This is a genomic window from Halomonas sp. Ps84H-12 (genome assembly GCF_024124725.1).
Taxonomy (GTDB): Bacteria; Pseudomonadota; Gammaproteobacteria; order Pseudomonadales; family Halomonadaceae; genus Vreelandella; species Vreelandella aquamarina.
In genome coordinates this window covers 1-5,728 of the sequence record NZ_JAMXSJ010000071.1, presented here as the reverse complement: position 1 = coordinate 5,728, position 5,728 = coordinate 1, and the positions used below count along the sequence as shown (strand labels likewise).

Genomic DNA, 5,728 nt, shown 5'->3' with positions numbered 1-5,728 from the left:
ACCGATCAGCACGGTGGGTTTTGGCAATAACGGGCTTGCGAAAGCCAACTTGCACGGGGCGAATGATCAAAAAGTGCTCGCTGGCGGTGATAGGGAAAGTGTCGGCGCCGGCTTCACGGATTCAGGTGAATGACATAGATCTTTTCGTTCCCGGCGAACATTTTTCGTCAGTGGTTCAGGCCGGCCAAGAATTTGTATCTAAGGCTGCCGCTCACCGCCAGGAGGAAGGCTGGGATCTAACCTACGTCCAGTTCAAGTATGAGGGCATCAAAGTGGAAGTGGGCAACGCTAACGGTCCACGAATCTTTGATTTAGGCAGCCAGACCTGGATCCCGCTCAACATAGATTTCTCTCGTTATAAAACAATGCACTTGCTGGGCCTAGATTTGCCCCTTATGTTGAAGGAAGATCTGGTCCGGTATAAATCTGCGCTCTCGCGGCCGGTAGACATCGAGGATATCCGTGCCATCGGAGAAAGCGCATAACCATGCCATGCACCGGATGCCAAACCTCTGCTTCGCTCCGGTTTGTCACCGGTGATGGCGGGCGTTAATTGGTAAAGATATGGAAGTTGTCGTTCAAGAAGAAGTGACCGGTTGTGGCATTGCAGCATCTGCTGCACTGGCGGGTCTCAGCTATGCTGAGGCCAAAAAGAGAGCCAACGTTCTTGGCATTCATGCGTCAGACACATCGCTCTGGTCCGACACGGAGTACGTCCGAACGCTTTTGCGAGATTTCGGTATCTCTGTCTCTCCCAAAGAAACACCATTCGAGTCTTGGGAGCAGTTGCCAGACAGGGCCCTTCTGGCCATTAAATGGCGAATAGAGCAGGGTAAGCCTTTTTGGCATTGGGCTTTGTTCGTCCGAGAAAATGGCGAGGCAAAGGTGCTCGACTCCAAAAAGGCATTGAAATCAAACGTTCGCCGGGATTTCGGGCGCATCAAGCCCAAGTGGTACATTGAGGTATCCAATTAACAAGGCGCAGCAGTTCGCGGCCGGTGGCCGCCGGACGCCCTTTACGTGGCTCCTTCGTCGCCACTCCAAGGTCGCCGCTGTGCTTCGGCGTTATGATGTCGTAAGTATAAAGACAGATCCAAGGTTTCCTAGGAAGGTAGAATGAATAATGATTTAGCAATACGGTCGCTGCTGGTTGATAAAAGAACTGGAAAGTATATCAAAGCCGTCAATGAACATGGTTTTGATGACTATGTTCAGCTATTTACAAAAAGTAATGAAAAATCAGAAATCGTTATATTTGATTTTTCCAAAGCAGTTAGCCTCTTTCATAAAGAATTGGATGCTAAACTTGATGCTCGAGACTACAGGGATTTGATTGTAAAAAGAGGTACCGTATTTAATACATGGGTAAGATTAAATTCATTAAAAAACGAAATTATGCTTTGCCAAACTGCTCTGCAAGTTTCCAGAGATGCTGAAGAGGTTCTTAACTGGATATACACAAGAATTCCAGAGCTGGAGAAAAATTACCGTTCGGCCACAGATAGTAAATCACCGGGAATGTTGGTAAACGAAAAAAACTCTGCTCTTTTAAAGATTTCTAATGAAGTGGAAGCTTTTCTGGAAATATTGACTTGTCATATCCATGCGACGCTTAAGGTTGACGCCAGCTATTTCAAAACTGAATTCATTCTTGGACAGCATTGCTTAAATATCAGAAAGTTTGTTTTGGATGCTCTATGTAGTGAGTTGAATTATTGGCGAGGTGATTTTCGTCATGATAGTATGATTTTTCAGTGTTGCATGGAAGATTTGAGGATCAATCCAGAAGCGCTTCTTTTTCAAATCGAATCGAGCCATAGTGTAGAGGAGCTGAAAGCCAGCGTTTTGAGTGCGGCCAAAATTGAAGATATAAATGACGGCTATAACGTTAGGAGAGGATACACGGTAAGCTGGGCAAAGTCTTCAATAGACAATATTGATAGGGTTAAAATTCTCAGTAAGCTACTACAGAAGATTGACTCAATCATCCGTCTACTAGAGTGCCTGAAAAATAATACCGTAAAATTCAATGATAGCCCTGCTGAGCAAGAGGAATTTGAACGAAGCCTAGAATCACTGGTGCTGGAAGATAAAACATAACAAGCGCAGGCACGGCGACGGCTTTTGCGTTGCGGCTTCGCCTCCACTACAAAGCCGCGCGTGCTGCGGGCGTTAACAATTTAGGAGATTTTAGTGGCATCCCCCCTATCAGATCTTGATGAACTTGTCCTGCGTTGTAGGGATGAAAAGGCAAAAAGCTATATCAGGGAGTCGGTCGCCTGTTATAAGGCTGGGGCTTTTAGATCTGCCATTGTCTCAACTTGGATTGCTGTTTCGTTCGATATTATCGACAAGCTAAAAGACTTGGCGCTTACCGGTGATAAAGAGGCCGAAAAGCAACTGGAGGAGTTTGAAAAAGCTAGACAAGCAGGGGATATAGCGAAGTCGTTGAAGTTTGAAAGAGATATCCTTGAAATCGCGAGAGACAAACTGGAACTCATATCGCATATTGAGTTTATTGACTTAGAACGACTCCAGCAGGACAGAAACAGGTGTGCTCATCCGTCTATGACTTCAGACGGAGATATATTCAATCCCTCAGCTGAGCTTGCGAGAGTACATATAAGATCCGCTGTTGAATATTTACTTCAGTACCCACCAGCCCAAGGGAAATATGCACTCGAAAGCTTGGTTAAAGAAATCGAATCAGAGTATTTTCCGACGGCTTTAGATAAAGCCATTGTTGCCTTAAAAAACAGTCCACTTTTCAGAGCACGAGAAAGTCTAATAAGAAACTTTACGATCATTCTTTTGAAGAAAATATTGGGTGGAACAAGTGACTACAAGGAAGTGATGAGAGTTTCCTCCGCGCTTAAAGCTATTGCTCATCTGCACCCAGAGGTATTTGAGGGAACCATGGGGAAGAAGTTTTCCAGCCTCGTCAAATCGCTAGATGACAACAATCTCAAAAATTCTTTTGTGGCTCTTGAGAAAATCAAAGATAGTTGGGAGTATTTGGAACCTGACGTTAAACAAAAACTAGAATCGTTTGTTGAAAATCTGCCTAAAGAAGATCTTGACGAATTGGAATTTTTGCTATCTCATTCTGGGTTAAAGAGCGCTGCAGATAGGCGAGTCAAATATGCCACGAGGTCAGATTTAGGTGCGCCAGCTTTTTTCATTCTTCCTTCTTTAGTTGGTGACAGAATTGTAAAATTGTACGCTGAATCCCAGTCTTTTGAACAGGCTAATAGCTTTTCCTCAGTAGTAGTCCGGCATGCGTATGATTACACAAAAGGTCAGGTCGAGAGAATAATTAGAGCATGCGGTAATAACTATGAGATAAAAGAAAGCTTTGAGGTGACGACCGTCATTAATGCCATGAGGCAAAATAAATCCGTAACAGATGAGGAGATTGATGAATGGCTAATAGACGTGGGTCTAAAAAAGTATACGAAACCCGTAGCTGTTGAGTAAGATTGTTAACAATGCGTTGCACCGGACAAGCCGGTGAACGCGGCGTTATGTTTCAGGAGGCTTAGGTTAGCGGTTAGTGGCGGAGGTTCGAATCCTCCCATGCTTGTTTTGTTCTCAGTTGTCTGTCTTATGTTGGTGGTTTTGTCGTACGTAAAAAATCGCATGCTAACAACATTGGACTCAGGCCATGGTCCTGAGAAGGGGGATAACAATATGAGAAAAGCAACAACATTCGCAAAATGTGCTGTCGCTTCAGTAATTGACGTAAGTCAGGCGCTGGGAACAAGTCTCGTGGCCTTTGGCGGGCCGCTAACCTAAGCCTCTTTGGGAGAATGTAAAGTATGGCCGTAATCACGAAAAAAGATGAAAAAATAGCTGCTACAGTCGAGCAGTTGGAAGGAAGCCGGTCCCCTGATGACTTCGTCGCGAAGTTTAAGGAGCTCTACCCAAAGGACTGGGCAAGAATTGAAAAAAGTTATCGTGACCACGAACGGAAAACAAAGCCGGGTAAGTCACATCCAATGCCGGAGCCAGATCAGTATCTAAAAAATGCGCTATCGGTCTGGCTCAAGAGTCACGAATGAAACATAACCAGGCCAGGCACGGCGACGCCTTTTTCGTTGCGGCTTCGCCTCCACTACAAAGGCGCGCATGCTGGCAGCGTTAGCCTCTTTAAGGAGCCAGATACAGAATGTATTACCACGTAATCGTGAAGCCAAAGTCAGATCAGTTTTATGGCGAATACAAAACTGACCTCACTAAAGAGCAGCTAATTTCAAGATTTATTGAGCCGTATGAGCAGGGAATGCCAATTGTAATTAATGGCAAAACTGTTCAGCCTGACGATCTCGAGAGAATAACGATCTCAGAGAGCGAACGAACGATAGAATCTTTTATTCCACAAATTAGAGCTGAGGATCAGAATTCTTCGGTAGCTATAATTGGCGGACCCTCATATACACATCAAGCGATTGGGCGAGCCAAAGACGTGACTGATGACTTTATTGAAGGCGCGGTTGGTTACAAGAAGGAGCTCACAAAAAGTCAGTCTACTGGTAAGCAAGTTTCTGGATCTCGGTCAAGACGAGTGTTTATTGTTCATGGACATGATGAAAGCGCACAGAATAAAGCAGCGAGATTCGTCGAAAAGATGGGCTTCGAGGCGATCATCCTTCATGAGAAAGCTAGCTCAGGCAGAACGATAATTGAAAAAATTGAGCACTATTCAGACGTGGGGTTCGCAATTGTTCTATACACGCCTGATGATGTTGGCAATGTCAAGTCAGAAGCTGAAAGCTTAAACGTTCGCGCTCGCCAAAACGTGGTTTTTGAACATGGCTATCTTATAGGGAGGTTAGGCCGGGAAAATGTTTCAGCGTTGGTAGATGGCAAGCTAGAACTTCCAAATGACATTAGCGGTGTAGTGTATATAAATCTTGATGAAGGTTCGGCTTGGCAGTTACAACTTGCAAAGGAAATGAAGCAGTCTGGATACGAAATTGATATGAACAAGCTAATTTAAGGCTAACAATTGCAGGCAAGGGACGCTCCTGACGTCGCGCCCCTGCTGCAAGCGTTAGGCATTACGATGAGGAAATAGCACTTTGTCAAAAGGAAGAAGTCAATTTATCGGGGCTTCAGGTCAGTTTTATGTAGCTCATCAATTAACCAAGCGATTTATTCATGCGAGTATTACCGTCGGAAATGCGCCATCAGTAGATATAATTGCTGCTAAAGCAGATGGCTCCAAAAGTATTTCTATACAAGTTAAGACGTCACAAGGCGCATATCGAAGAAGTCGATATGGTCGTGAGGGGTGTGAATGGGATGTAGGTGCTGGGGTAATAGGAAAAGTTAGCCCTAACTTGTGGTATGCGCTTGTAGACTTGAAGTTGGGTTCTGAAAAAGAACCTGACGTTTATATAGTTCCATCGCTTTGGGTTGGTGGCTTTGTGAAGTCTGACTGGAGTAGGAAAATGTATTTCTTGCCATCTAGTGCATGGGAACTATCAAAAAACAAATGGGAACTTATTTCTTCTTTCTTAGATGGCAATCCTGAAACGGAACTGTTTAGCCAAACTTGGCCAGAAGATAAGCTTGTTCGTTGGGGGCAAAACGCCTAACCCCGCCTTATTCATGAGGCCGACCTGAAAACGAAGATAGCGGATGGTATTCTCTTGAGAAATCAGAACGTTCCGGCAAGAACCTGAACCAAGAGAGCCATCCGCTATGGGTGAAAGCCTATCCACCT

7 protein-coding genes are annotated in these 5,728 nt (G+C 44.7%); all 7 read left to right on the top strand.

The window, feature by feature from the left end; translation table 11 throughout:
- Window positions 1-125: 125 nt before the first annotated feature.
- The gene (locus NH344_RS17880; protein ID WP_253028263.1) at window positions 126-485 is read left to right on the top strand and encodes a hypothetical protein; all 360 of its coding nucleotides are present in this window, start codon (window positions 126-128) and stop codon (window positions 483-485) included.
- Between the two features lie 79 nt (window positions 486-564).
- The gene (locus tag NH344_RS17875; RefSeq protein WP_253028262.1) at window positions 565-975 is read left to right on the top strand and encodes a hypothetical protein; all 411 of its coding nucleotides are present in this window, start codon (window positions 565-567) and stop codon (window positions 973-975) included.
- A 141-nt stretch (window positions 976-1,116) separates the two neighbouring features.
- The gene (locus tag NH344_RS17870; RefSeq protein WP_253028261.1) at window positions 1,117-2,100 is read left to right on the top strand and encodes a hypothetical protein; all 984 of its coding nucleotides are present in this window, start codon (window positions 1,117-1,119) and stop codon (window positions 2,098-2,100) included.
- Window positions 2,101-2,193: 93 nt separating this feature from the next.
- The gene (locus NH344_RS17865; RefSeq protein WP_253028260.1) at window positions 2,194-3,477 is read left to right on the top strand and encodes a hypothetical protein; all 1,284 of its coding nucleotides are present in this window, start codon (window positions 2,194-2,196) and stop codon (window positions 3,475-3,477) included.
- 341 nt (window positions 3,478-3,818) lie between these two features.
- The gene (locus NH344_RS17860; RefSeq protein ID WP_253028259.1) at window positions 3,819-4,061 is read left to right on the top strand and encodes a hypothetical protein; all 243 of its coding nucleotides are present in this window, start codon (window positions 3,819-3,821) and stop codon (window positions 4,059-4,061) included.
- Between the two features lie 107 nt (window positions 4,062-4,168).
- Window positions 4,169-4,999: a nucleotide-binding protein gene (locus tag NH344_RS17855; protein WP_044630390.1), complete on the top strand. Its 831-nt coding sequence runs from the start codon at window positions 4,169-4,171 to the stop codon at window positions 4,997-4,999.
- A gap of 82 nt (window positions 5,000-5,081) precedes the next feature.
- Complete coding sequence (locus NH344_RS17850; RefSeq protein WP_253028258.1) at window positions 5,082-5,600, top strand: hypothetical protein; 519 nt, start codon at window positions 5,082-5,084, stop codon at window positions 5,598-5,600.
- Window positions 5,601-5,728: the final 128 nt, after the last annotated feature.